The sequence below is a fragment of the Bifidobacterium intestinale genome, assembly GCF_023656765.1.
Lineage (GTDB): Bacteria > Actinomycetota > Actinomycetes > Actinomycetales > Bifidobacteriaceae > Bifidobacterium > Bifidobacterium hominis.
This window is the reverse complement of sequence record NZ_JAMOKR010000005.1, coordinates 166,259-190,672: the sequence shown is the minus strand read 5'-3', so window position 1 is coordinate 190,672 and position 24,414 is coordinate 166,259. Positions and strand designations below refer to the sequence as shown.

Annotated in this window: 17 protein-coding genes; 4 read left to right on the top strand and 13 right to left on the bottom strand. The window is 56.1% G+C overall.

The window, feature by feature from the left end:
• Positions 1-132: 132 nt before the first annotated feature.
• The 3 genes from NBH13_RS07750 to NBH13_RS07740 are packed head-to-tail and all read left to right on the top strand — an operon-like array spanning position 133 to position 5,719.
• The gene (locus tag NBH13_RS07750; protein ID WP_250779490.1) at positions 133-2,880 is read left to right on the top strand and encodes a YhgE/Pip domain-containing protein; all 2,748 of its coding nucleotides are present in this window, start codon (positions 133-135) and stop codon (positions 2,878-2,880) included.
• Positions 2,877-5,069, top strand: coding sequence for a YhgE/Pip domain-containing protein (locus tag NBH13_RS07745; protein ID WP_250779489.1), 2,193 nt, complete (start codon positions 2,877-2,879; stop codon positions 5,067-5,069). Before NBH13_RS07750 ends, NBH13_RS07745 begins: the two co-directional genes overlap by 4 nt.
• Positions 5,066-5,719 carry a TetR/AcrR family transcriptional regulator gene (locus NBH13_RS07740; protein ID WP_099571122.1) on the top strand — a complete coding sequence of 218 codons (654 nt, stop codon included), beginning with the start codon at positions 5,066-5,068 and terminating at the stop codon, positions 5,717-5,719. The genes NBH13_RS07745 and NBH13_RS07740 overlap by 4 nt, the downstream gene beginning before the upstream one ends.
• A gap of 139 nt (positions 5,720-5,858) precedes the next feature.
• Here the strand turns inward: NBH13_RS07740 and NBH13_RS07735 are convergent, their stop codons facing one another.
• From NBH13_RS07735 to NBH13_RS07700, 8 genes are all read right to left on the bottom strand, one after another.
• The gene (locus NBH13_RS07735; protein ID WP_099571123.1) at positions 5,859-6,416 is read right to left on the bottom strand and encodes an FMN-binding protein; all 558 of its coding nucleotides are present in this window, start codon (positions 6,414-6,416) and stop codon (positions 5,859-5,861) included.
• 88 nt (positions 6,417-6,504) lie between these two features.
• Positions 6,505-7,326 carry an ABC transporter ATP-binding protein gene (locus NBH13_RS07730; RefSeq protein WP_099571124.1) on the bottom strand — a complete coding sequence of 274 codons (822 nt, stop codon included), beginning with the start codon at positions 7,324-7,326 and terminating at the stop codon, positions 6,505-6,507.
• Positions 7,327-7,328: 2 nt separating this feature from the next.
• On the bottom strand, positions 7,329-8,549 hold the full coding sequence (locus NBH13_RS07725; RefSeq protein WP_250779488.1) for an ABC transporter permease: 1,221 nt from the start codon (positions 8,547-8,549) through the stop codon (positions 7,329-7,331).
• A 125-nt stretch (positions 8,550-8,674) separates the two neighbouring features.
• Complete coding sequence (locus tag NBH13_RS07720; protein ID WP_250779487.1) at positions 8,675-10,030, bottom strand: ABC transporter permease; 1,356 nt, start codon at positions 10,028-10,030, stop codon at positions 8,675-8,677.
• A gap of 16 nt (positions 10,031-10,046) precedes the next feature.
• Positions 10,047-11,318 carry a DUF2318 domain-containing protein gene (locus tag NBH13_RS07715; protein ID WP_250779486.1) on the bottom strand — a complete coding sequence of 424 codons (1,272 nt, stop codon included), beginning with the start codon at positions 11,316-11,318 and terminating at the stop codon, positions 10,047-10,049.
• Positions 11,319-11,663: 345 nt separating this feature from the next.
• A complete protein-coding gene (locus NBH13_RS07710) occupies positions 11,664-12,320 on the bottom strand; it encodes an iron transporter (protein ID WP_154035484.1) in 657 nt (218 codons plus the stop codon).
• Positions 12,321-12,414: 94 nt separating this feature from the next.
• Complete coding sequence (locus tag NBH13_RS07705; protein WP_250779485.1) at positions 12,415-14,187, bottom strand: FTR1 family iron permease; 1,773 nt, start codon at positions 14,185-14,187, stop codon at positions 12,415-12,417.
• 392 nt (positions 14,188-14,579) lie between these two features.
• Complete coding sequence (locus tag NBH13_RS07700; protein WP_502801764.1) at positions 14,580-16,004, bottom strand: MFS transporter; 1,425 nt, start codon at positions 16,002-16,004, stop codon at positions 14,580-14,582.
• 217 nt (positions 16,005-16,221) lie between these two features.
• On the opposite strand from NBH13_RS07700, the gene NBH13_RS07695 reads away from it, so the two are divergent.
• Positions 16,222-17,238, top strand: coding sequence for an FAD:protein FMN transferase (locus NBH13_RS07695; RefSeq protein ID WP_099571129.1), 1,017 nt, complete (start codon positions 16,222-16,224; stop codon positions 17,236-17,238).
• Between the two features lie 16 nt (positions 17,239-17,254).
• On the opposite strand, the gene NBH13_RS07690 is transcribed toward NBH13_RS07695, so the two are convergent.
• The 5 genes from NBH13_RS07690 to NBH13_RS07670 all read right to left on the bottom strand — a co-directional run bounded on the left by NBH13_RS07690 (position 17,255) and on the right by NBH13_RS07670 (position 24,300).
• Positions 17,255-18,394 carry an ATP-binding protein gene (locus tag NBH13_RS07690; RefSeq protein ID WP_250779484.1) on the bottom strand — a complete coding sequence of 380 codons (1,140 nt, stop codon included), beginning with the start codon at positions 18,392-18,394 and terminating at the stop codon, positions 17,255-17,257.
• A gap of 212 nt (positions 18,395-18,606) precedes the next feature.
• Positions 18,607-20,439, bottom strand: a complete 1,833-nt coding sequence (locus NBH13_RS07685; RefSeq protein ID WP_126015850.1) for an ABC transporter ATP-binding protein — start codon at positions 20,437-20,439, stop codon at positions 18,607-18,609.
• A 1-nt stretch (position 20,440) separates the two neighbouring features.
• Positions 20,441-22,408 carry an ABC transporter ATP-binding protein gene (locus NBH13_RS07680; RefSeq protein ID WP_099571132.1) on the bottom strand — a complete coding sequence of 656 codons (1,968 nt, stop codon included), beginning with the start codon at positions 22,406-22,408 and terminating at the stop codon, positions 20,441-20,443.
• 305 nt (positions 22,409-22,713) lie between these two features.
• Positions 22,714-23,208 (bottom strand): MarR family winged helix-turn-helix transcriptional regulator, encoded by a 495-nt coding sequence (locus tag NBH13_RS07675; RefSeq protein WP_126015846.1) that lies wholly within the window; start codon positions 23,206-23,208, stop codon positions 22,714-22,716.
• Between the two features lie 126 nt (positions 23,209-23,334).
• The gene (locus NBH13_RS07670; protein ID WP_099571134.1) at positions 23,335-24,300 is read right to left on the bottom strand and encodes an aldo/keto reductase; all 966 of its coding nucleotides are present in this window, start codon (positions 24,298-24,300) and stop codon (positions 23,335-23,337) included.
• Between the last annotated feature and the right edge of the window lie 114 nt (positions 24,301-24,414).

Sequence of the window (24,414 nt, the reverse complement as noted above, 5' to 3'; positions counted from 1 at the left end):
ATGGACGGAGCGCATTTACGCCTGTGCCCAAATTTGTCCGAGAGCGGGTATTACGATACGGGAGGCGTAGCGCTACGAATAACGTATCGCTACGTGCCAACACGGTCGAACATCCATTGGACTGGGGAGACAATGCGCAACGTACTGCAGATTCTGCGTCGTGACCTCAAACGACTCGTCACCGTACCTGCCGCTTGGGTCATCATGATCGGCATAACCATCATTCCGCCGCTGTACGCATGGTTCAACATCTACGGATTCTGGAATCCGTATGGCAATACCCAAGGCATCAAAGTTGCCGTGGCCAACGTCGACGAGGGCACCGACAACGCCCTGCTCGGCAAAATGAACCTCGGCGACCAGATCGAAGACACGCTGAAAGACAACGACCAGCTTGGCTGGGAATTCATGGGCAAGGCCGAAGCGATGGAAGCGGTACAGTCCGGCGACTGCTATGCAGCGATCATCATCCCCTCCGATTTCAGCGAGGATCTCGCCAACGTCGTGACCGACAGCAAGAACCGGCCGACGCTGGAATACTATGTCAACGAAAAATCGAGCCCGATCTCCCCGAAAATCACCGATCAAGGCGCGACCACCGTCGACCGTACCGTCAACAACACCTTCGTCTCCACCGTCAGCGAAGTACTCACTAAAGCCGTGAACTCCGCGAATGACACCATCAACGGCAAAACCAACTCCTTCGTCAACGAAACCACAGCAGAACTCGACAAAACCCAGAAGAACGTAAGCCTCATCCGCTCCACCATCGAAGATCTTGACGCACAGCTCGCCAACGTGCCGCAACAAACGCAATCCGCCCGTCAGGCAATGAACGACGTGCAGCTGGCCGCAGCAAGCGCGGGCAAGGGCCTGGCGAACACCGCCACCGCCATCAGCACCGCACAAAACGGCCTCAATACCTTCACTTCCAACGCCAACACCGCTTTGGAGAACGGTTCCGGTCTGATTTCGCAGGCCACCAGCGACACCACCACCAGCATCAACAAGGTGACCACGGCCGTCTCTTCCGCAAGCGGCACCGCACAGCAGGCCGTTAGCAACATGCAAAGCGTGACCGACAGCAACGCCCAGCTCATCGAAAAGCTCAAAGGCGTCAGCGACAACACGCAGTACCAAGACATCATCAAGAAGCTCGAAGACACTAACAACACGGCCGCTGGCACGCTCAACGACCTCAAAACGTTGAGCGAGAACACGCAATCCACGTCCGACAGCGTCGCCAAGCTCGCCACCGACTTCAATACCAGCACGCAAAATTCGCTGAAAAGCATGGGAGATGCCCGCAGCACGTTGAATTCCGGTGCGCTCCCCCAGCTCAACTCCGGTCTGAGCTCGCTCGCCATGACCGCAGGCACGCTGTCTGGCACCGTGACCAGCCAGACCACCGTGGTCAACCAGACCTCCGCCGTGCTCGACCAACTCGACCAGGTGGCGAACGACACCCGTACCACGTTGCAGAACACCGACAAGCAGCTTGAACAGGTGGAGAACAAACTCATCACCGTCAGCACCGATCTGAAAGCGCTCGGCAGCGTCGACATGCTGAAAAACCTGACCGGCGGCAGCTCCCTCGACACGGAGAAAATCGCCTCGTTCATGCAGTCCCCCACCGTGATCGACACGAAGAACGTATACCCGATAAACTCCTACGGTTCCGGCATGGCCCCGCTCATGACCAATCTGGCCCTGTGGGTGGGCGCGTTCGCCTTCGTGGTGATCTTCAAGGTGGAAGTCGACGATGAAGGCCTCGAAGACCTCGACCTGACCGCTTCCGAAAAGTATTTCGCCCGCTACATGCTGCTCGGCATCATGGGCGCGGCTCAAGGCACGATCACCACCATCGGCGACCTGCTGCTTGGCGTGCAGACCGTGAATGCACCGTTGTTCGTGCTTACCGGCATCATCACATCACTGGTATATCTGAGCATCACATTCGCCCTATCGACCACGTTCATGCATATCGGCAAGGGATTGTGCGTCGCGTTGATTATCGTGCAGATTCCGGGCGCTTCCGGCCTGTATCCGATTGAGATGATGCCGAAATTCTTCCGCATGGTCTACCCGTTCGTGCCATTCAGTTATTCGATTGACGCGTTCCGCGAAACGATTGCCGGCTTCTACGATGGGCATTGGCTCAAGTCGATTGGCACGCTGTTGCTGTTCGCCGTGGCCGCGTTCTTCATTGGACTTGCGATTCGCCCGCTGCTGGTCAATCTCAACCGTCTGTTCGCCCGTCAGATCAAGGAAAGCGACATGATCATCGGCGAGGAAGTGCAGCTTCCGGAACGCGGATACAACGTATCCCAAGCCATTCAGGTGCTTGCCGACAAGGGCGGCTACCGTGAGGCGATCGAGGAACGCGCAAGCCGTTTCGCTGAACTGTATCCGAAGTTCAAGCGTGGCGCGCTCATCGCCGGTTTCATTGTGCCGGTGATCCTGGTGCTGATTTTCTCCTTCACCAACGGCGAGAAGAGCGTAGTGCTTGCCACCTGGATCATCTGGGTGCTGCTCATCATCGGATTCCTGATGGTCATCGAATATATGCGTTTCAGCCTGCAACGCCAGGTGGAACTCGGCAGCCTCAGTGACGAAGCGATTCGCGAACAGCTGGTGGAACGCCAAGCTGCAAGGCTGCGCCGCAAGAAGCGCGCGCAACAAATCAGGCGAGACAAGCTGATGCGCAAGGCACAACGAAGAAAACACGAAACCAAACAGGCGATCGCCAACGTCGCAGACACCAGCCAAGCCGATGCCGACGGCATCGCAACACTGGTGCAGGCCATGAACGTAGCCGGCAACACCGGCACGGCAAGCAACACCAATCCCAACGGTAACAGCGAAAGGAGCAACGCATGAAAAACATCTGGAAACTGTTCGTCGGCGACGTTCGACGCCTGACCAGCAACATCGTCTCCATCATCATCGTTACCGGACTGGTGGTGATTCCAGGTCTGTTCTCTTGGTTCAACATCAGCGCAAGCTGGGATCCGTTCGCCAACACCGGCAATCTGAAATTCGCCGTCGCCAACGACGATGAAGGCTACAAGTCCGACCTCATTCCAGTGAAGATCAGCATCGGCGACCAGGTGGTCAACACCTTGCGCGCCAACGACCAGATGGACTGGACCTTCACCACCAAAAAAGAGGCCATCGACGGCACCAAATCCGGCAAATACTATGCGGCAGTGGTGATTCCGAGGGATTTCAGCACCCGCATGATGACGTTCTTCACCGCGGACGGCGACCATGCCACGCTCACCTACTACAACAACGAGAAGAAGAACGCACTCGCTCCGAAGATCACCGGCCAGGGAGCCGACACCGTGGCAGCACAGATCAACGAAATGTTCTCCGAAACGTTGACGAGCACCGCGCTCAACATCGCCTCGCAGCTGGCCGATGAGCTTGACAAACCGGAATCGCAGGCCACGCTCACCAACTTCAGCAACAACATGGGCAATTTCGCGAACACGCTCACAGACACGTCGTCCGCATTGACCACGTTCAGCTCGCTGACGTTGAGCGCGCAGAACCTGCTCGACAGTTCCAACAGCCTGCTTTCCAACGTGAGCGGCAGCGCGAAGAACGCCGTCAACGAGCTCAAACAGTCGAAGAACGGCATCAACGATCTGACCGGAGCCGTCAAAACCAGCACGAATGCGTTGAGCACCGCATTGAGCAGCTCATCGAACAGCTTCGGCGCTGTCTCCACCGATATTGACAGCGTATTCAACAATGCGGGCACCCAAGCCGGCAATACGGCCACAGCCCTGCGCAATCAGGCTGCGAACGTATCCAAGCAGGCGCAAGGCTATCAGAACATCTACGATGCCCTCGACGAGCTCAGCAACAACAATCTGGTGCCGGAAGTCGCGAAAATCGCCATCAATCATCTCAAAACCAACGTGGGCGCGACCATTACGCAACTCAACGATCTAGCGAACTCACTCAACACCAGCGCCGACAATATTGACGCGAAAGTGAGCGACACCACAGCCGACCGCGAGCGCGTGAGCCAGCTTGCCCAGCAGGCGAAGGCCTCCATCGACGGCATCAAAACCGATTTCGACAGCCAGCTCAAGCCGCAGCTCAACGATATTTCCGATTCGATCAGCAGCACGGCCACCGCATTGAGCAGCACGGCCGCCGATCTGAAGGGCGCGTTGGGAGATCTCAACAGCACCACGAAGTCGGCAGGCAAGCAGCTGACCAATATTCGCACGGTGCTTGATTCCACCGCCGAAAGCCTCACTAAGGCGAGCACCGCGCTGTCTTCGTTCAATGGCACGCTTTCCGACGCGCTGAACAGCGGCAATATGGGCACCGTCAAGGAAGTGCTCGGCAACAACACGGATTCGTTGGCGGCGGCTCTTGCGGCGCCCGTCCAGGTGAAGCGCACGGCTGTGTTCCCCGTTAAGAATTTCGGTTCGCAGTTGGCACCGTTCTACACGGTTCTTCCGCTGTTCGTAGGTTCGCTGCTTATGGCCGTAACACTCAAGACCACGGTGTCGCGCAAGAACCGTGAGGAGCTCGACAATCCGAAGCCGCATCAGCTGTTCCTCGGCCATTATGGCGTGTTCGGTGTGATCGCGCTGCTGCAGAGCACGTTCTCGCTGGGCGGCGGCCTGCTGTTCCTGCACATTCAGGCGGTGCACCCGTGGCTGTTCATGTTGACCGGCTGGGTGGCCTCCCTCGTGTTCTCGTTCTTCACCTACACGATGGTGGCGAGCTTCGGCAACGTGGGCAAGGCCATTGGCGTGCTGACGCTGGTGTTGCAGATTTCCGGCGCGAACGGCGCGTATCCGCTTGCCGTGCTGCCGAAGATCATCGGCGATATCAGCCCGTTCCTGCCGGCCACGCATGCGATTACGGCATTGCGTGCGGCCATTGCCGGTATTTACAACAACGATTATTGGCATGCGCTCGGCTCGCTGCTGCTGTTCCTGATTCCGCTGCTGCTGATTGGCTTGGTGCTGCGTATTCCGCTGGTCAAGTTCAATAAGTGGTATGTGGCGAAAGTGGAAAGCACCAAGGTGATCTCATGATTACCGGAGTGCATGAGGCGGTTTCCGGAGCCGTTTCCGATGTGGTTTCCGACGCGGTCAGTGACGTGCATGTGGCTGTTCGCAAGGTGCATAGCCGCCGCGAGCAGCTTCGTGAGCAAACCGATCATAAGATTATGAAGGCCACGCTTGCGATTGTGATTTCCGATGGCGTCGGCGCGGTGACCATCGAAGAGGTCGCTCGTCGTTCCGGCGTTGCGAAAACCACGATTTATCGCCGCTATAAGAATGCGGATGATCTGTTGCGCCGCGTGCAGCTGGAAGTTGCGGGATTGCCGGATTTCAGCGATGTCGAGTTGTCGAAAAACGGTCTGCTGACGATACTGCAACGCATTCAGGGCTGTTTTTTCGACAGTGAGCTTGGTTTGAAGGCCGTCGGTGTGGTGCTTTCTTCCGATAATCCTTCGTTGAATGCGATTGCCGATCAAGTGCTTGTTCCTGCGGAAAAGCGTTTTTCTGAGTTTGTTGAACGCGGCATGAAAGCCGGAATGTTCCGTAATGGATTGGACCCGCAATTCCTGTTCAGCACGATACTCGGCTCCATGCTCGCCTGTAAGGCGTTGCATGGCGACGCGAGTATTCCTTGGCCTGAGAACATGGCGGATGTTCTGTGGCCCGTTATGGCCGTCTGAAAGGCATTGCAGAGCAGAGTTGCACGTAGTAGTATCTGAAACTAATGAGCGCCCCCGCTACGGCCTTTAATCACTCTTTGGGTGAGGCTGTAGCCGGGGCGCTCATTGTACGTTTGCAGACTTTTCGCCGCTACTGGGCCTACTGGATCGACGCTTCCTGACGGGCCACGTCCAACGCCTTGTTGAACGCTTCCGACGTCCAGCTGGCACCGGCCACCTTGTCTACCTTGAGATCTTTGAGCGGCTTGCCGTCCACCACGCCGTTGATGGCTTCGGCGAACGCATTCTGGTGCTTTTTGGAGATGGACGTGAACGGATGCCCGATAACCTCCACATTGGTGACGGTCTGATCTTTGACCGTCACATGCACGTCGATGGTGTCTTCGCCCACAGGCCCGTACTGGCCGTTGATCGAATAGGTACCGTCGGCATAGTTGCCGGTGTCTTGCTTGTCGGATGTAGTGCTGTTCGGATCGTCGGCATGGTTTTTGACGTCCGTATCCGCAGAATCGCCGGAGTCGGTGGCGCTACCGCTGTTCTTCGAATTTTTTTCCTGCGATTGCACGCTTTCGCCGGAATTTCCGGCATATTCGTCGTCCATTGGCGTCGCCTTGGGTTCGCCGCATGCCGACAGCAATGCAAGGCTTGCCGCAGACAGTGCGATTACTTTGATCGCATTCGATGATTCGTTGCTCATGTTCGCTCCGTACGATTCGTCAGTGCTATGGCTTGGATTGTTCGGCTGATTTCAGTACGATTTCAACGCGATTTCGGCTGATTTCAGCTTATTCCTCACCACCGGTTTTCGCGGCTTTGGTCGGGTCGGCGAAGCTGATGGCCGTCTCGCCATTCTGTGCGCCTTCCGCAGCGGAACCGGTGTATGCCGGCTTGCCACCCGCCTGCTCATAGGCTTTCTTTGCGGCTTCATCATTCCACTTCTCACCGACGAGCACGCCATGGTTGAGCATGATCTCGCGCTGGGCGCAGGATGCGACAAGCGCATCATGGGTCACGACGATGATGGTAGTGCCCTGTTCGTGCAGTTGGCGGAACAGGTCAAGCACGATCTTCTCGTTCTTTTCGTCCAAATTGCCGGTCGGTTCGTCGGCAAGAATCAGTTTCGGACAGTTGATGAGCGCACGTGCGATGCACACGCGCTGCTGTTCGCCGCCGGAAAGCTGACCGGGCAAATGGTGGGCACGCTCCTTCAGACCGACGCGCTCCAACGCTTCCATCGCCTGCTGCTCGTTGACTACGGAATGGTAGTACTGCGCCACCATCACGTTTTCCACAGCCGTCAGATGCGGCACCAAATAGAACTTCTGGAACACCAAGCCAATCATGTTCTTGCGCACGTCGGCAAGCTGCTTGGCGTTCAAATCCTCCAACTTGCGGCCTTCCAGCATGACGGAACCCTTCGAAGGAGTATCCATGCAGCCAATCATGTTCATCAGCGTGGTTTTGCCGGAACCCGACGAACCGACAATCGCAAGCCATTCACCTTGCGGAACCGTCAAAGTCAAATCGTCGACGGCACGCAAATCGCCGTAAATCTTGGAAATATGATCCAATTCAAGCAACGTATTCAACGTATTTTCGGAACTCATGATTATTCCTCCCTCAAAACGATGGCGGGGTCGATACGGGTTGCGCGGCGAACCGGCGGGATGGATGCGATGACGGCGATGAGCACGCTCAACAGCAGCGAGGCGACGCCCAACAGCCAGTTGAAGCCGATGGCACGCTCGAATACGGACACGCACAGCACGCGGGCCAGCAGGTAGCCGATGGCAGTGCCGATCAAGCCGCCAATCAGTCCGTAGATGGCGGATTCCACATAGAATTCAATGCCGATGGCCTGCGACGATGCGCCTAACGCCTTGCGCAAGCCGATTTCGTTGCGTCGCTGAGACACGATGGAACTAATGGTGGTGCCCACGCCCACAAACGTCAGCACGAGCACGACCAGCGACACGATCCAGAACAGGGTTTGCAGCATGGCGATGATACGAGTGTCGGATGAGGTGATTTTGGTGACGGTCTGTGCTTTCACGCCGGTTGACGGATTCGCATTAATCGATTTGACGACATCGTTGAGTTCGCTACCTACCGCATTGACGGAATATTCGATCACGTCCGCACCGCGTTTGGAACCGGCCAGTTTGGCCACGTCAGCGTTGACTGCGTAGACGATTTCGTCTTCGCTGCCGCCCGTATCGACGATGCCTCCGACACGAAATTCAGTGCCGGTGTTCTCCATAATGTCGGACGAAACACGGCCGTTTTCCGTGACTTGCGCTTCGGTTTGGCCGAGAGCGCCGGAATCCTGCGCATCGTCGGATGCGCGGTAGCCGATGGTTACGGTCGAACCGATGGAGACACCGAGCGCGTCGGCCACATCACGGCCGAGCATCACATTGCCTTCGCTAGGCCAGTCGCCGGTTACGTTCCAGTGATGGTTAAGCGCCTTCACGTCTTTGGTTATGATGCCGGCCATCGTGTATGGCGCGGAATTGATGCGCACGCTTTCATACCGGTAGGCGGCGGAACGGGCACTGTACGAACCTTTCACCATCTGGTTCAACGCTTTGACGGTATCGGTGTCGATGCCGTGGGACTTTTCGGCTGATTCGGACGGCGTGACGATAAGATTCGCGCCATACGCACGCATTTCCTCGTTCATTTGCTGTGGAACGGCAATACACGTTGCCGCAAGGCAGAACAGCGTGGCAGCGCCCACCATGGAAGCGATCACGGCCATAACGGCTCGAGAACGGCGGCGGAACACCGCACCCCACAGCATGGTGAAGAACATCTTGCGATTAGTCATCTCATGCCCCTTACGGACTGTCTTGAACTCACCTACCATGCAACACCTCCGCGGACGAACAGCACAGTGCGCTGTTCGTGACCGAGGCCGCAGCCGCGGCCGAGTTTACGGAACCCAAGTTGAAATCAGCGGCCATGCAAGACCTCCGCGGGTTTGAGTCCCAGAATCGAACGAATCGACGAGAACGAGGCGATCAGCACGGTGAGCGTCAACAATACGAACACCAGCACAAAAACCATTGGACGCATCGTAATGCCGGAACCGAATACCACATGTCCCACAATCTGCGCGACACCGGAACCCAACAGCGCACCGACAATCGCACCAACCAACGAAATCACAGCCGTTTCAGCGAGCATCAGGCGAGAAACCGCGCCATCGGTGGCACCAATCGCCTTCAGCAACGCCAATTCGGAACCGCGTTCGCCAATCGAGGCGGCCATCAGATTCGCCACCGCGATAGCGGCCGCAACCAGCGAAAGCACGGTCATCAGCACCATCACCGCCTGCGTTTTCTGCAGTACATCGCCCTGCAATGCGGCCACCTGACGTACCTGCTTGGCTACGGAACCGGGAATAACCTCTTCGATCTGGTAGGCGATGGACGAAGGGTACGCGGTGCAATACCAGGTTTCCCACTCGTCTTGCGTAAGCGCGTTCGGATTCTTCGACGCCTTACGCGCCAAATCATTGTCCGGCGTGGTCAGAGCCTTGACTTCGATCTTGTCGATGGAATCAGGCAGATTCGCAAGCACCTGCGCGGTGGATGACGGAATGTACATCGCATTGTTGTCGCTATCGCCGGAATCGTAAATGCCGGTAATGGTGATCTGCTGCTTGTTGCGGCTGCCATCGGCCGTGGTTTTGTAGAGGGTTACGGTATCTCCCTTGCCTACGCCGAGTTTGGATGCGAGCGTGGTGCCAATCAGGCCTTGCGCGCTATCGTCTTTCGGCCAGGAACCGTCAAGCTTCCACCACGAACGCATGCCGTTCATGCCCGCCACGGTGGATTCGCCGGAATCCATATTCAGGGTTTTGGCGAACCATGTGCCCACGATCGGCACGCTGGAAGCCTTGCAAGAGCTGGATTCCGCCGATTTGGACGCGCAGTTCACGTCAACATGGATATTAAGTTCGGGGGCAAAATTCGTGATGTTGAACGCCCAGAAGATGGTTTTGATCTTCGGCGTATCCGATTCCTTCAAAAATGTGGTCGGATCGGATTGGGAAGTGCCGGAAGCGCTGCTGTCAGCGTCACCATCCGTGTTGTACAGGTCGTTGACCACGGCATCAGCCTTGGGCTGCACGATAATGTTGGAACCATACGTCGACAGTTCGGCGTTCAGCTTGTCTCCTACGTCGAACACCACGCCCAGCATGGCCACGCTGACCGTGGCCGACAGGCACACGGTGACCGCGATCAGCAGTCTGCGTTTGAACTGCCTGCTGAACGAGCGGAAAATCATTCGAAGAAAGAACATGGCTACCTCTTTCCGCTCACTGGAAATGCGTCGACAATGCGTCGAGCGTTGAAGTTTGGATTACGATTTTGCCGGATTCAACCTGATAATCGAACGGTACCGGATTGCATCCGCCCTTGAATCCGATAGTGGCGAGGTTGATGGCGACATCGCACTTCTTGCAGATGATCTTGCCATCCTTCTCGTAATAGCCCGCGTCACCGCAGTTGTCACATGCGTCAAGACCGACACCGTACGCTCCACCATTTTTTTTGATGATGATGAAACGCATCACCGTGCCGTCTTTCGCCTTATATTGGAAGCGATGCAGATGACCATCGTTGATCTGACTGAATTTGATGGTGGCCACGCCGTCGCTCAGCGAATAATCCTCAGGCGGAGACAGCGTAATAACCTTCTTCGTTTGCACCACACCATACGTGAGCGCGAACGTGATGCCAATCATCGCAACAAGGCTCCATGCGCCGGCCGCCTTCGCACGGCGACGGAACGCGATATGCGATCGCACAATGGCCTCGTTGGCACCTTCCGGCTTGATCTTGAAGCCCATCACAATGCTGGCAATCACCGGAATAATGAACACCAGCACCATGGCAATGGCCATATGACGCTGATGATTAATGCACCACACCAACGCCAGGAACGCTTCCGTAGGGAAATGAACAATGCGCTTGGACTGCAGAATCTGCGCAAGATCAGTGAAATGCGAAACAAACAGCAGCGCAATCAACAGCAGCACAGCCGTAGTGAACGACCAACGAATCGCAGTGGAACGCATCGTACGGAAAATCAACGCCGCAACAATCGCAGTGACCACACCCAACGCGAAACCAAGCGCACGAAGGAGCATATCCGAAGTGAAAATCGGATCTCCCGGCTCCACGAAAATCGTAAGTCGCAAAATAACATCAGGCAATGCACGGAAGGTGGTGGCGGCGATTGCAAGAGAGCCAATAAGATTCGCAATATCAAGCAACGCGCGATGATCATGCCAATTCGTAGTGATGCGACGTGCGAACAGCGCAATAACGAACACCGCGATATCGAAAATCACACAACACCACAACGTAGGGTAATTGACGAACGTACGCTGATTGATCACCGCGGACGCACGCAACGCGGCGAACACAATGGCACCCGCGAATCCGATAACAAAGCCCGCAAGACGCCAGTACGCGCTCAACGGCTTGTCACGCCCCTCACCGACCGTGAGCATCACGTTCAGCGCCATAATCAGCAAAGCCGGTGCCAGCGTTCCCTGCAACACCGTGACGTACTGCGTCAGCATCTCACACCTTTCGTTATATATCCCTGTCAAAGCCTAGTGAATTCGGCACACAAAAGGAACCCCCTTACCAAGATTCCCCCAAAAGCGCGTTATCTCCCAAAAGCGTATCCCCTAAAACGCAAGAGAGCGGTTGCTTGGATGGTTGTTCGACCGTAGGCTCGGCCAAACGGCCTTGAGCGCGTCGAACGACTATCCAGGCAACCGCGAACGCCGTACCCATATTCGCGCTACTTGCATACGTTTCGCGATACGTGAACGGCGTTAACCACGAGTTGAATCTCAACATGAATTCAGGCTTACATCCAAACCATTTCGCTTGGCATGTGCCGGAACTCACGTTTCAGATCACCACTCCTGCGGGGTGTAGTTCCACTCCGGGAAAGTGACCTCGAGCGGCTCGGTCCAGAAGCGGCCCTTAACGCCGGTTTCCGGATCAACATGCAGCATCCAACCCTTCTTCTCCGGAGATTCGATCTTCAGCACGAGCTTGTAGGAGCCAGCCTCGTCGAGCTTGACGTTGGCGCCGTAGTGCGGGCCGTCGGAAGCGTTCATCTGCATGAAGGTACCGGAACCAACGGTCTCGTTGTTCGCGTTGTTGATGATCTCGTAGTTCACGGTCAGATCCGGCACGAAGTCGCCCTTGCCGTAGCCGAGCTCGGTGCCCTTCTTGTTGGCGTGGATGTCGGCTTCGAGGTGGAAGCTCGCGTCGGCGGCCTTCAGGCCCATGCCGGACGGTTCCATGTCGATCGGCTGGAAGTACACGGCGTTGACGGTCAGCGGGCCGACTTCCTGGTCGGAATGGTTCTCATCGACCTGGATCTCCTCGAAGCCCGCGCCGGAATCGCTGGAGCTGGAGTCGTCGGCGCCCTTGGTCTCCGACGTGGAGGTGCTGGACTTGCCGCTGGATGCGGCATTGTCGGAATTGCCGCATGCGGACAGGGAGAAGGCCATGGAGCCGGCCAGCAGGATGCCGAGCAGGGCGGCGATCTTCTTATTCTTCATTGTGTTCTCTTCCTTTTCTTTGGTTCCTTGAGGAACGTTGGAAACTTATGGAAATCTCTAAATCTTTACTGATTTTTTTAATTGCGATTGGCGCTTACTCGGCTTGTGCAACCAGTTCCGTCTGTACGGCCAACTTCATCCTGTGTTTCTTAATGAAACCGACCACGAACAGCACAACCACCGCGATCGCGGCAATCACCTGTGCCGTAATCGTTTCGACGTACGGATACAAGCCGATCCAATCGTTAGTTGGCACGCTGCTCAAGTAGGTGCCTTCAATAAGATCACCCTCGATGAGCGCATGGATGCCGCCACCCGCGAAAATCACAACCAGCACGGCCATCAAAATCGAAGTGACGAGGAAGAACGGGCCGATCGGAATCTTCACCGAAGTGAATCGCAGAATCAGGAAGATGACGATCAGCACCGCGGCGGCGGCCAGACCGCCAACCCACATGCCGTGCGCATCCTGGCTCATGGAGTAGATGGACTCGTAGAAGATCACCGTTTCGGCGCCCTCACGGAACACGGCGAGGAAGCTCAGCATGGCAAGCGAGGTGATCATGCCCAAGCCCAGTCTCTGACCGGATTCGACCTTGCTTTGCGCGCCGGCCACAGCCGCTTCGGTCTTATTCCTGATGTAGTTGTTCCACGCTTCCACGGAGCTCTTGTTGAGCATCCAGTTACTGGTCCACAGCAGCATGAGAGTGGCGATAAGCGCGCACACGCCTTCGGAAATCTCCTGGATCGGACCGGAACCGCCGAACAGGAACGTAAAGAGTACGGCGACCAAACCGGAACCGGCCAAACCTGCGACCACGCCAAGGTAGATCCACCTAGTGAAACGCTCGTTGCCGGACTTCACCAGGTAGGCGATCACTGCGGCCACCACCAGCAGCGCTTCGAGGCCCTCACGGATCAGAATGAGGAACGCCTGGCCGGCGGAGCTGGTGACGAGCTTGGTGAAGCCGTTGACATTGCCGGACGCGCCACCGTCAAGGGTGGCCGCGTCTTCCACGATCCAGCTCTTCAAATCGTCGACATGCTGCTTGATTTCCTTGTCGGAACCGCCATCGCGCATGATCTTACGAGTCATCTTGAACTGGTATTCGACCTGCGAAACACGGTCGCCGGAAATCACGTTCATCACGTTCTTTTCGAAGCCGAGTTTCTCGTAGTACTGGTAGTAGGCGTTGTTGACCAGCGTGGAGCCTTCGTTGCCCTTGCCGGAAGCGGCGGCTTCGTACGCCTGATCGAGAATGACGGTCATTTCGCCGGCAACGTCACTCCACGTGCGGTCGCCTTTGCCTTTGGAAGAATTCTTCTTGGCCGCGTCGAGCTTCTTGCGCTCTTCCGCGGTTTGCGCGGCACGCTGCTTCGCGTATTCCTTAGGATTGGCGAGGTCTGCGTTCGTGTCGAGCGTTTGCGCGGTTGCGTTGATTTCGGCGGTCAGCGCGTCGATTTTGGCTGCAATGGCGTCGCCTTGGTCCTGCTGGTAGGCAAGACCTTCAAGATCGGTGAATTGCTGCAGCAGTTCCTTCTGCTTGTCAGCGCTGATTGTGTCATTGACGACCTTCGAAAAATTGGACGCGTCGTAGCCAATCCAATGCGCGGTCTGAAAATCAGTGCCAGCCTGACCGTAATTGCCGTCATTGTAGTCTTTTTCGGCGGTCGCAAGCTGGTCTTCGATGTTCTTCGCAGCGGCAGCCCAGGAATCAAAATTCGTTTGACTGTCATCGGCGGCGATTGCCGACTGCGGGACCACGGTAGTCGCGAAAAGCGTGGTCAATGCGATCAGCAATGCCGCGATGAACGCGACAAGGCGACCGAACGCACCTGTAGCCCGCTGCGTATCGCAGGATGACATAAGACCGCTTCCTCTCTCAGCCGTTCATAATCCGATTCGCATGTGCGCCATCTTTGCCGTACGCACAGTGCGCACCGACTTCACAAGATAGAACGAAAAAAATTGAAATAACAGTCTTGATTTTTTGGCAGTTTTGTTGTAAACACCCATAAAACGGTGGAATTCCGCCATTCTTATTTTCTGCGATCCGCGCGCGTCGTCTCACATAGTGATTTTTTGAGGCGCTTTCGCCGTTCCTCTCCATGCATATTCGTGCGATTGGAAGATTCGGGAATTGGGAGATTTGGGATGGAGCTGGACTTTCTGACCTCACGATTCCGCCCTGGTGACCTCACGATTCCGAAAAAGCAACGAAAAACAAAATCGTGAGGTCAGCGGGCGCATGGACGGAATCAGGATTCGAGCACGTCAAGCACCTTGCGTTCGTTGTAGAACGCGAACACCACACCGCCGATGCCGCACAAAACCGCGGCGCAAACAGCCGCGATACGATAGCCGGCGCCCGACGCCATGCCAATCGTGCTCACGCCGGTAAACAGCAGCATCGCCGCCGACTGACCCATCTTCATCGCAAACGTGCGAGCCGCATAGAACATGCCCTGACGATCCTGACCGGTCGTTTTCGAGCTCGCGTCGGCAATATTCGCAACAATCGCCTGCGGAAGAATACCGAATGCAGCCATCGGAATCGCACCGACAATCGAAAGAATCAAGCCCTGTGCCATTGGCGGAATCGCAGCAAGCAAGCCGGAACCGAGCGCACCGGCAAATGCGAACGCGCATGTGAAAATCACGAAAGCAACCAGTAGAATCCGCTTCTTGCCAACACGGTTCGCCAACAGATTCACCGGCAGATAGAACAGCACGGAAACCGCGGTCATGAGCACGAAATAGATGGTGGTCGTGGTCTCGGGAAGTTTGAGCAGGCTTGTCACGAAGAACGGCAAACCAGTCTGGAATGTAGTGATCGCAACCCAATAGACCACGTCGGAGCAGACGAACTTGCGGAATTCGCCGTCGCCGAACGTCTGCTTCAGCGATTCGATGGTCGACTCGGACGTGGGCTGCGAGTTGACGTAATCGCGTTCCTTGATGGTGAACGGCGGAACCAGCATGCACACGAATGCGATGGCCGCCATGATGGTGAACGTCAAACGAATGGCGTTCACACGCCCCAAGCCCGGCACGAAACCAGCCCAAATCACCGGTGCCACGTACGCAATGGCGGTGCCGGCCACCCACGTGAACGAAATGGCGGTGGAGATGGTGAGCTGCTGTTTGGAATCGTGACCAAGCTCGGCGATCAGCGCGTTGTAGGGCGTGCAGTAGAACGTGAGCGCAATGTAGTAGCCGATCACCGTGACGAACAGGAACGCGCCGTTGATCCAGCTTGTGTTGTTGATTGGACTCCAAAACACGAGCACGGTGACGAGTGCGAGCGGAAGGGCCGCGAACTTGAGGAACGGCATGCGACGGCCGGATTTCGACGTGCAACGGTCGGAAAGGCTTGCCACTGCCGGATCCACGAATGCGTCGAAGAAGCGGGCGAACGCGGTGATGCCGCCGACTACGGTCACCACGCCGAATACGGCAAGACCCTGCGGTACGAACACGGTTTGCCCTTGCGAGATGGTTTCGTTGTCAGGCTGGTAGAAGTAGACGAGCCAATTCGAAATAATGCCGGAAAGTAGCGCCCAGCCGAATTGGCCGACGGCGAAAGCCCAGACTTTGGGCATCGGCAGGCTCTTCACCGTTTTTGTTGTGCGCGTGGTTGTGTTTGCGTTCGTGACCGTACCTGCGTTATCGACGTGCCCCATACCAACCTCCCTGTTGACACCTTGTCAACCACTGTACCACCTGACTTACAGCTTCGTCTCTTTCTCGACACTGCCGACCTCGCGATTTTGTTTTTCGCCGCTTTTTTAAAATCGTGCGGTCAAATAATCGAAATCATGCGATCAGAAAGAGCGAAACCCTGAATCGTGCGGTCAGAATCAGCTGATTTCTCATTGCACACACGCTAGCATCGGAAGCATGGATTTTTTGGGGCAGCGCATGCCGTATGTTACGGCGTTTTCCAAAGCACTCGGCACCGGCATGATGATTTCCGCGGATTCGCCGATCGGTGACGAGTCGCGTTCCGCAATGGAATCGCTCATTGAAGATTACGAACGCGTGCTGTCTCGATTCCGCAATAATTCGCTGACCGCAACGATTGGCAAGGCCGAGCATGGCGGAAGTTTCGATTTTCCGGATTGGTGCGCGCCGCTGTTCGACCTGTATGATGCGCTATTTTCCGCCACTTCCGGTGCGATTGATCCATGCGTCGGCGAGGATTTGATCCGACTTGGATACGATGCGTCGATGAGTTTCACGGTTACGCAGGATGCACCCGAACATTTGGGGGCATTGCGTGGACGCGCCACATGGGGGCAGGATGTGGAGCGTCACGGAACAACACTGGTCACGCGCGGCCCGGTGCAGTTGGATTTCGGCGCATGCGGCAAAGGCTATCTTGTCGATTTGCTTGGGCGCATGTTGCGGTCGACACAGTTTGTGATTGATGCGGGGGGTGATTTGCTGATTCATGCGGAACAGCCTATTTCCATCGCACTTGAGGATCCGGAAGATTCATCTCGTGCGATTGGAGTTGCGCACATCGTAAATGGTGCATTGTGCGCGAGCGCACCCAGCCGACGCCACTGGAACGTAGCCGTCAACGAGCGCACCCAAATCGCCATTCATCATCTGCTCAATGCCATCGACGGACTGCCAGCACAGCAGACCGAAGCCAGCTGGGCATACATTCCCTGCAATCCGCAGCATTTCAACAAGTTGCACCATACTGCCGATAAGTCGGCAAACGCAACGCCCGACATTGCGCGCGACTACCCCGCCGCCGTCGCGGACGGCCTGGCCACGGCCCTGTTCGTTTCCGAAGTAGCACAACTGCAACGCACGTTCGATTTCGCATACGCAACATTGAACGAATCCCGTCAAATCGCAGCCAGCCGCAACTTCCCGGCCGAACTTTTCCTGCGATCCGCATAACAGCCGAATCCCAAATCTAAAGCTGCTTCTTGAGATACTCCCCCAAATGCGGTACCGCGAACGCAAGTTTGCCATGCCCCGCAGCGCGAACAACCTGATCTTTAATCAGTGCGGCACGATACTTATTCACCCAGCTCCGACTGTGGCCCGTCCGAGCCTCAATGTCGCTAACTACAGTAACGTCGGGAACATCAACCGCCATTGCCTGTAAAAACTCCAATTCCGCCGATTTCAAACCGTCCAAAGCCGGAGCGCAAACGGCATCATCAAAAGCGATCCGTGCATCCGCAATGCCCGCATCAACGTCATCCAACGTGATTTCCGACGAATGCCGCCGTTGCGCCGACTGCCACATGTAGTACCCGACGAGCTGCACCATGTACGGGTATCCGTCACTCGCTTGAGCGGCCTTCCATGCATTGTCATCACTGATCGTTTTGCCGGAATCGACAACGGACTCAAGAAAAGCGTTCTTGACGTCCAATAACGGAACATTGTCTAGTTTGCATTGCACGGCTCTGCGAAGAAATGTGATGACGTCATCGTTGATGAGATCATTGACGATCGACGGAAGTCCCGCAAATACGATGGCAATACCCTTTTTCTCGCTGTCAGGCACGTTGGTTTCATCAATGGAAGTAATGACGTGCTGCACAGCGGTGGCGATGGCAACAAGATCATCAAGCGAGGCCGCTTGCGTTTCATCAATGGTGATGAGAATGCCTTTGCCTTTGCCTATTTTGCTGCTTTCCAGTCGTTTGGCAATTGCGTTCCGTAGGTTCAATGGCGAGGCAGATGACGAAATGGCGATTGATCCAAGACTTGCTCCCGCAATTCCTGCGATATTCACGGAAGGATTCAAACTTGCCTGATCAATACGCAAATTATGCGAATCAAGTGCTTCGATAAGACGCTGCGCCACACCGGGAGATGCGGTTTCGGAGATGGTTTCCCACTTGCGTTCGGACGCAATACGCCGAAATTCCGTGAGCAGCACTGTTTTGCCAAAACCTCGTTGGCCAATGACCAACATGATTCGCCCAGGAGCACCTGCACCGTTGTCAAGCGCTTCTGCGAACTGTTCAATGGCAGATTCACGTCCGACCAGCACCGGAGGCATCTTGCCAGCGGTCGGCTTGAATGGGTTCATCGCCATGGGGCTGCCTTACCTCGACTTTCGCATGAATACTACGCACGAATATGTACCAATGTACACGAAAATATACCAAAGTATACCGATGTATACGAAAGTATACGAAAGTGTACGAATGTACACGGGACGGGTGAAACAGATGACGCAAATAACGGGAGCCGCACGTCTTTTTTTTTGGGGGGCGTGCGGCTCCGTGAACCAGTCGACCCCGTGAATCAGTCGGTGAGGGCGAACTGGCTGTTGTAGATGTCGGCGTAGAAACCGCCTTTGGCGAGCAGCTCCTCATGCGTGCCGCTTTCCACAATGTCGCCATGGTTCATGACCAAAATCATGTCCGCATCGCGGATGGTGGACAGACGGTGCGCAATCACGAACGACGTGCGATCCACGGTCAGCGCGTCCATGGCCTTCTGAATCAGCTCTTCCGTACGCGTATCAACCGAAGAAGTAGCTTCGTCGAGAATCAGAATCGGCGCATCCTCAACCATGGCTCGCGCAATGGTGAGCAACTGCTTCTGACCCTGCGAAAGCGTGGCCTTGTCGTCAAGCACGGTGTCATAACCGTTCGGCAGCGACATGATGTAGTGATGCAGACCCACGGCCTTGCATGCGTCCTCGATCTGCTTGTCAGTGACGCCCGGCTTCGAATACGCGATGTTTTCACGCACCGTTCCACGGAACACCCACGTATCCTGCAACACCATGGAGAACTGGTCATGCACGTTCCAGCGTGGCACGGACTTCGTATCCACACCATCAATCGCAATCGAACCGCCCGAAATCTCATAGAAACGCATCAGCAGATTCACCATCGTGGTCTTGCCGGCACCGGTCGGACCAACAATCGCAACCTTCTGACCGGACTTCACCGAAGCGGAGAAATCGTTGATGATCGTCTTGCTCGGATCGTAACCGAACTTCACATGACTGAACTCAACGTCACCGCGCACCGGTTTGCCGTTCACGCCGAGCAGCGCCTGCTTGTCGGATTCGTCGGCCATCTCCGGCTCTTCAAGGAAGCCAAACACGCGCTCGGAAGCGGCCGCGCAACGCTGCAGGTTCTGGAATGCCTGCGCGAACTGGGAAAGCGGCTGGGTGAACAGTCGAATGTACATCATGAACGCAACGATCACACCAAACTCGATCTTGCCATCCATCGCAAGCACAGCGCCAACCACGCACACAACCACGTAGCCGAAATTGCCGACGAAATTCATCAACGGCATCATCAGGCCGGAAAGGAACTGGCTCTTCCATCCCGAATCGTACAAATCGCCGTTGTACTTTTCGAACGCGCGAATCGAATCAGCCTCGCCGCAATACGCCTTGACCACGGTGTGTCCGGCATACATCTCTTCGACGTGACCGTTGACATCACCCAACGCGATCTGCTGGCGCGAGAAGTACTTCTGCGAAACCTTCATGATCACACCCATGATGAGCAGGCCAACCAGGCTGGAAACGATGGCGCACACCGTCATAATCACATTGTTGTAGAACATCATGATGAGCGCGCCCACGAACAGCGTGACCGACGTGATCAGCGAGCCGACCGACTGGCCGAGCGTCTGGCCGATGGCGTCCACATCGTTGGTGATGCGGCTGAGCACATCGCCGTAGCTGACCTTGTCGAAATACTTGAGCGGCAGCTTGTTGATCTTCACGCTGATGGCTTCGCGCAGCTCCTGTGCGGTGCGCTGCGTGACGTTCGCCATCATCCAGCTTTGCACGTAGCACAGCACCGCGTACCCCACATACAGCGCCACCAGCAGCCATGCGATGTGCGTGACCGCGTCCATATCGATCGCACCGAGCACCGGCTTGCCGTTGACTAGCGCAGGCAGGCCTTTGGCGATCTCGTTGGTCATGTCCTTGAGCTTGTCCGGACCGACGATCTGGCATACCGTGCCGATCGCGCCCAATACGAGCGCCACAATGATGGCGGGAATGTAGTGGCGGCAGAAATGCACCAGTTTCTTCATCACACCACCGAAATCCTGCGGTTTTTCAACGGCTCTGCGGCCGCGTCCCATAGGTCCTCCTGGCATGTCAGCGACCCTCGCTTTCGTTCAATTCGCTTTCGACGGACGGCTTGCCGGTTTCAATCGGTTTGCCGGTTTCGCCCGGCAGCTTGCTTTCGCCCGACTTGCCGCCGTTCAATTCGTCTTCGCTCATCTGAGACTGCGCGATCTGACGGTACACATCGCAGTTTTCCAGCAGTTCGCTGTGCGTGCCCTGGCCGACCACCTTGCCGTCGTCGAGCACCACGATGCGGTCGGCATCCATGATGGTGCCGATGCGCTGCGCGACGATTAGTTTGGTGGAATCCTTCGCTTCCTTGGCGAGCGCGTCGCGTACGGCACGATCGGTTTTGAAATCAAGTGCGGAGAAGGAATCGTCGAAAATCAGGATTTCCGGATGACGATAGACGGCACGTGCAATCGACAGACGCTGTTTCTGCCCGCCCGACACGTTCGATCCACCCTGCGAAATCGCGGAATCGTACTGCTTTTCCTTGGTTGCGATGAATTCGGTCGCCTGCGCGACTTCACATGCGTTGCGCACGTCGGCGCGCTGTTCCGAAGTGAGTGTGCGATGCTCGTTTTGCGTTGCGATCAGCTCTTTTTCGCGCTTTCTGCCGGCCGCGGTCGAGGTATCGGCCATGTCGACGATGCCGGCATCGGTGGTGTCGAGCGGATTGTCGCCATAGCTGACATTGGATGCGATCGTTCCTTTGAACAGGAAGGATTGTTGCGGCACATATCCGATTCTGTCTCGTAATGCCTTGAGCGTGTAGTCGCGCACGTTAACGCCGTCGACGAGCACCTCGCCTTGCGTCGCGTCATAGAAACGCGGCACGAGGTTGATGAGCGAGGATTTGCCGGAGCCGGTGGAACCGATGAACGCCACGGTTTCGCCCTTCTTGGCGGTAAAGTTGATGCCTTCGAGCATGGCTTCGCGCGAATCCGGGTAAGTGAAGCACACGTTGCGGAATTCGATTTCGCCCTGCTTGCCCGCTTCGCCGGCGTCGCTGCGGGTGCCGTCGGTGATCAGCGGTTCGGTGTCGAGCACTTCGAGCACGCGCTGTGCGGACACGTCCGCTCGCGGCCACAGCACGAACACCATGCTCATCAGCAGGAAGCTCATGATCACCTGCACGGAGTAGCTGGAGAACACCACCATGTTGGAGAAGGTGGTGAGCTTGTCGGCCGCGTCGGCGGCGTCGATCAGGTAGGCGCCGATCCAGTACACGGCAAGCATAAGACCGTTCATGATGGTGTTCATCAACGGCATCATGAAGGCCATGGCACGGTTGGTGAACAGCTGGGTGTCGGTGAGTTCCTTGTTGGCCTTGGTGAACTTGGCTTCCTGGTAATCCTCGGCATTGTAGGCGCGCACCACGCGCAGGCCGGTGAGGTTCTCGCGCGCCACAAGGTTGATGTTATCGGTCAGTCGCTGCATGGACTTGAACTTCGGCATGACGAGAACCATGAGGATTGTAATGGAGACCAGCAGCACCACTACCGCGATACCGGTGGCGAGCGTCCATTCGAGACCGTCTCCCGCAATCTTGCAGACGGCCCAAACCGCCATAATCGGCGATTTGACGATCATCATCAATCCCATGGTGATGAACATCTGAATCTGCGTAATATCGTTCGTGGAACGCGTAATCAGCGAGGCTGTGGAGAATCGGCTCATTTCAGCCGGTCCGAATGATTCTACCTTGCGGAATTCCATGGAACGCAGACGCTGGCTGAACGATGCGCCGATGCGTGCCGCGAAATAGCCGGTGATGATGGCGCATGCTGCCGATCCAAGCGAAATAAGCAGCATTTTGCCGCCGGCGATCCAAATATCGTGCATTTCGCTGCCGGGGGTTTCCACGAGGGTGGTGATGTCGGACATGTAGTCCGGCAGGGTCAGGTCAAGCCAGATCTGCCCGACGATGCTGACCAATGCGATGAGCATCTGGCCTATCTCCGCTTTGGAGAGGTATCGCATAATGCGGAACATGCTTGGATTCCTTCTCTTGTGTTGCGTTTGAAGTTTTTGCGATTGATGGATTGGTTGGATCAACTACATGAGTTGATCGAATTGCGATTAATGATTTACATAAGTCCTATTGAATTGTCTTACGATATTTAATTACTTACAGTGTAAGACAATCTCATATTTCTGTGTATTTGCTGAGAGCGATTCTTCTCAGCTCGGTCGCGCGCGGCCAACATATACCATTCGCGACACACTCCAGGCCGTTTGGCCAAGCTTACAGTCGCGAACGGCACATGTTAGGCGCACACTTATGCGACGGGCAGTCCCTACGCCGGATCTTCAGTATTGGCCTGCGCGAAAGCCCGCTTCACCTCTTCGGCGGTAGGGCGGGGCCGACCGGGGATGCAGATGGTCATATATGTGGCGAATTCTTCGGTAAGGTCTACAAATTCGCACGTGCGACGCTCCCCCATCTGCGAAAAGACCCAGCAAATGGCGTCGTACATATCCTCACGCTGCTGCTTGGCCTTCGCCCGCCCCTGCTCGGTGAGATTCACATGCACAATGCGGCGGTCGTTGGGATCGACCTCACGCTCGATCAGACCCTTTTTTTCCAACGCAGCCAACAGCGTGGAAATCCTGCCAGACGTGACTTTCAACGCAGCGGCCAACTGCGACGGCGTCTGCGCACCCCTGAACTCGAGCTCGCGAATAATGAATGGCTCACCCTTGGAATCGCGCGACATCGCCTGCTGCATCTGCGACTTTTTGCCCCAGACCGCTTTCATCAACCTGTCAAACGACTCCCGCTCGAAGCCCACGCTTCACCTCGCCTTATTCAATGCTCGCTAGTTACATCTCAATAATATCTTTTACTATAAACATTTTTCCCCGATCGCAGCATGCGAGTACAGAAAAACGCGCAAAAAGGAAACGATAAACGATAATCATCGAGGAAGAATCACAAGTTCCTCTTGAGTGAGCTGAAGTTGCGTTGCAGCGAAGGAATCGTTGATTTCCTGCGGATTGCGAGCGCTGGGAATGGTGAACAGACGTTCGTAACGAGTCAATTCCCACGCCAGCACCACACGCTGGTAGGAGCAACCACGTTGCGCGGCAACCGTGCGGAACGGATCGTACGCGCTCTGATCGAACGTATCGAGGAATCCACCGAGCGGCGACCAACAGACGAATGCGAGCCCCAATTCGGCGCAATGCTCCATCGTATGTTCCGGATCGGGATGCGACGGCGAGAACTGGTTTTGCACGGCAACCAATCCGCTGCCAATAATGCTGCGTGCAAGGTCGATCTGCTCGTTATTCACACGGGAGATGCCCGCATATTTGATCACGCCTTCGTCGAGCAGCTGTTTCAACGCGCCACATTGGTCTTCGTAAGGAACCGCGGGGTCGGGGCCGTGCGAATACAACAGGTCGAGCGTATCGACGCCCAAGTGCAGTGCGGATTCCTTGGCGTCACGAATCATGGTTTCGGGGCGGGAGTCGGCAATCCAACCGTAACGGCTGCCTTCGGCCTGCAAACGCTGACTTTGCGGGCGACTCTCATCAGCACCCACCGCATATGTGCCATCAGTGGCCGCGACGGCCTCGCAAGTACGGCGATAGCCGGTTTTGGTGGCGACGAGCACTTCATCTCTGGGGCCATTCCACGAAGCGAGCGCATCACGCACCAACTTTTCGCCGTACCCCAAATCTTCCGCAGTACCGGTGCCAGGCTCACTCGGCAGATAATATGACCAAGCCGTGTCCAAATAGCGAACACCCGCGTCCAAACCGGCATGAATCGTACGAATCGCAGTATCGCGATCCGGGCGCCCCTCAATCGCCAAAGCCATTGTTCCCATGCCAAGCCGAGGAATCGTAAATCCTGCCAATTCGCCGTTCATCATCATCTTCCCCTTCCTTGCAAGAACATAGCCGATTCGTACACGTTCATCTCAAGACTAACCCAACGTGAACCGGCGCAAGCTTGTCGGGCGCGTGCGCGAAGATAAAAACACAACCGA

Excerpts from the sequence above, each read along its gene's own strand:
- NBH13_RS07720 (WP_250779487.1), bottom strand. The coding sequence starts at position 10,030 with ATGTTCTTTCTTCGAATGATTTTCCGCTCGTTCAGCAGGCAGTTCAAA.
- NBH13_RS07745 (WP_250779489.1), top strand. The coding sequence starts at position 2,877 with ATGAAAAACATCTGGAAACTGTTCGTCGGCGACGTTCGACGCCTGACC.
- NBH13_RS07725 (WP_250779488.1), bottom strand. The coding sequence starts at position 8,549 with ATGACTAATCGCAAGATGTTCTTCACCATGCTGTGGGGTGCGGTGTTC.
- NBH13_RS07685 (WP_126015850.1), bottom strand. The coding sequence starts at position 20,439 with ATGCCAGGAGGACCTATGGGACGCGGCCGCAGAGCCGTTGAAAAACCG.
- NBH13_RS07710 (WP_154035484.1), bottom strand. The coding sequence starts at position 12,320 with ATGAAGAATAAGAAGATCGCCGCCCTGCTCGGCATCCTGCTGGCCGGC.
- NBH13_RS07740 (WP_099571122.1), top strand. The coding sequence starts at position 5,066 with ATGATTACCGGAGTGCATGAGGCGGTTTCCGGAGCCGTTTCCGATGTG.
- NBH13_RS07670 (WP_099571134.1), bottom strand. The coding sequence starts at position 24,300 with ATGATGATGAACGGCGAATTGGCAGGATTTACGATTCCTCGGCTTGGC.
- NBH13_RS07750 (WP_250779490.1), top strand. The coding sequence starts at position 133 with ATGCGCAACGTACTGCAGATTCTGCGTCGTGACCTCAAACGACTCGTC.
- NBH13_RS07700 (WP_502801764.1), bottom strand. The coding sequence starts at position 16,004 with ATGGGGCACGTCGATAACGCAGGTACGGTCACGAACGCAAACACAACC.
- NBH13_RS07690 (WP_250779484.1), bottom strand. The coding sequence starts at position 18,394 with ATGGCGATGAACCCATTCAAGCCGACCGCTGGCAAGATGCCTCCGGTG.
- NBH13_RS07735 (WP_099571123.1), bottom strand. The coding sequence starts at position 6,416 with ATGAGCAACGAATCATCGAATGCGATCAAAGTAATCGCACTGTCTGCG.
- NBH13_RS07705 (WP_250779485.1), bottom strand. The coding sequence starts at position 14,187 with ATGTCATCCTGCGATACGCAGCGGGCTACAGGTGCGTTCGGTCGCCTT.
- NBH13_RS07695 (WP_099571129.1), top strand. The coding sequence starts at position 16,222 with ATGGATTTTTTGGGGCAGCGCATGCCGTATGTTACGGCGTTTTCCAAA.
- NBH13_RS07680 (WP_099571132.1), bottom strand. The coding sequence starts at position 22,408 with ATGTTCCGCATTATGCGATACCTCTCCAAAGCGGAGATAGGCCAGATG.
- NBH13_RS07715 (WP_250779486.1), bottom strand. The coding sequence starts at position 11,318 with ATGCTGACGCAGTACGTCACGGTGTTGCAGGGAACGCTGGCACCGGCT.
- NBH13_RS07730 (WP_099571124.1), bottom strand. The coding sequence starts at position 7,326 with ATGAGTTCCGAAAATACGTTGAATACGTTGCTTGAATTGGATCATATT.